Here is a 1,820-nt window from a genome sequence, read left to right on the forward strand (position 1 = left end):
GGCCAGGACCGGAATCTGCAGTTCCCAATCCTGGCTGCTGGAGCCCAGGCCGTGGATCAGGATCAGCGGAGCGCCGTGACCGTATTCCTCGTAATGCAGGCTGCAGCCTTCGTGGTCGAACCAGGCCATGGGTGAACTCCGTTTCAGGCTTGCTGGGGGGCGGCGAAAGGTGCGTCCAGGGGAGCGGTGTCGAAGGTGCGCAACAAATCGATAAGAATCTGCGTGGCCGGCCCCAGGGGTTTGTCTTTGTTCGAGTACAGGTAGAACGTCGGGTTGCGGCTGCCGCCCTTTTCCAATGGCAGCTGCTTGAGCAGGCCATCCTTGAGTTCGCGTTCGATCAGGTGTCGGGGCAACCAGGCGAAGCCCAGGCCGCTGCTGACGAAGGTGGCGGCGGTGGGCAAGCTGCCGACGGTCCAGCGCTGTTCGGCGCCGAGCCAGCCGACGTCGCGCGGCTGCTGGCGGCCAGAGTCACGGATCACCACTTGCATCTGGCTTTCCAGGTCCTGGAAGCTCAACTCGCGGTTCAGGCGATGCAGTGAGTGGTCGGGGTGGGCCACAGCGATAAATTCCACGTCGCTCATTTCGGTGCCCAGGTAGCCTGGAATGATGAAGCCGCTGATGGCCAGGTCCGCCATGCCATCCATCAACAGCTCTTCAACGCCCGACAGCACTTCTTCACGCAGGCGCACGCGGCAGCCACGGCTTTGCGGCATAAAGGCGGTGAGCGCGCGCACCAGGCGTGCATTCGGGTAGGCGGCGTCCACCACCAGGCGTACTTCGGCTTCCCAGCCCTGTTCCATATGATGGGCGAGGTCTTCCAGTTGGCTGGCGTTTTTGACCAGTTGCCGCGAGCGGCGCAACAGCACTTCACCGGCCTCGGTGAGCACGGCCTTGCGCCCATCGATGCGCAGCAATGGCACGCCGAGCTGGTCTTGCATGCGGGCCACGGTGTAGCTCACCGAGGACTGCGAACGGTGCAGTGCTTCAGCCGCCTGGGCGAAGCCGCCGTGGTCGACCACGGCCTGCAGCGTGCGCCATTGATCGAGGGTAACGCGGGGCGCTTTCAAGATGAGCTCCTCTTGTCCTAAGCTGGCGGTCCTTATTGGAGACTGCCGAATGAGAAAATTCTGTTGTGTGTTGCTGGCGCTGCTGCCGATGGGCGCGTTTGCATTCAGCACCGATGTGACGAAAGACATTCAGGGTGTGAAGATCGATTACAGCGCCTCGGATGTCGACAGCAATATTAGTTCGATCCGACTGACCAATTACGGCTCAAATGATGCGGAGTGCAAGGTGCGTTTTACCAACGGCCCGGAAGCCCCGCGTACTCGCAAGGTCACAGTTGCGGCGGGGAAAACCACCAACACCACGGTGAATTTCAGCCGCGCCATTATCAAAATGCGTATCGCACTGACCTGCACCCCAAAATAAACCGGCAGCGGAGCATGCCCACAGCAATACTCCGCTTATAAACAAATTTATAGATGGGTTATAGCAGTTTTTTACGCTTTTTTATCGAATTGGCTCTGTTTAATCTTCATTCCATCGTCTTACAGCATTTACAGAGGGAGCCTACCCAGCCATGTCCAATGTTCTGATCATCGAAAGCAGCGCCCGCCAGCAGGATTCGATCTCCCGCCAGCTGACTCAACAGTTCATCAGCCAATGGCAGGCCGCCCACCCGGCGGATCAGATCACTGTGCGTGATGTGGCCCTCAACCCGGTTCCGCACCTGGACGCCAACCTGCTCGGCGGCTGGATGAAACCCGCCGACCAGCGCAGCCGCGTCGAGCAGGCGTCCCTGGACCGCTCCAACGAAC

Annotated in this window: 4 protein-coding genes; 2 read left to right on the forward strand and 2 right to left on the reverse strand. The window is 60.1% G+C overall.

Annotated features, from left to right (window positions below; genetic code table 11):
- A partial coding sequence (locus FEM54_RS31730; RefSeq protein WP_420875336.1) for an alpha/beta fold hydrolase occupies positions 1-129 on the reverse strand: 129 nt, incomplete at its 3' end.
- 14 nt (positions 130-143) lie between these two features.
- Positions 144-1,067, reverse strand: a complete 924-nt coding sequence (locus tag FEM54_RS31735; protein ID WP_017134847.1) for a PA3225 family LysR-type transcriptional regulator — start codon at positions 1,065-1,067, stop codon at positions 144-146.
- Between the two features lie 49 nt (positions 1,068-1,116).
- On the opposite strand from FEM54_RS31735, the gene FEM54_RS31740 reads away from it, so the two are divergent.
- The gene (locus FEM54_RS31740) at positions 1,117-1,431 is read left to right on the forward strand and encodes a 3-phosphoglycerate kinase (RefSeq protein ID WP_138454187.1); all 315 of its coding nucleotides are present in this window, start codon (positions 1,117-1,119) and stop codon (positions 1,429-1,431) included.
- 151 nt (positions 1,432-1,582) lie between these two features.
- Positions 1,583-1,820 (forward strand): NAD(P)H-dependent oxidoreductase (locus tag FEM54_RS31745; RefSeq protein ID WP_171045958.1); only part of this gene is annotated, 238 nt, incomplete at its 3' end.

It is taken from the genome of Pseudomonas edaphica (assembly GCF_005863185.1).
Taxonomy (GTDB): Bacteria; Pseudomonadota; Gammaproteobacteria; order Pseudomonadales; family Pseudomonadaceae; genus Aquipseudomonas; species Aquipseudomonas edaphica.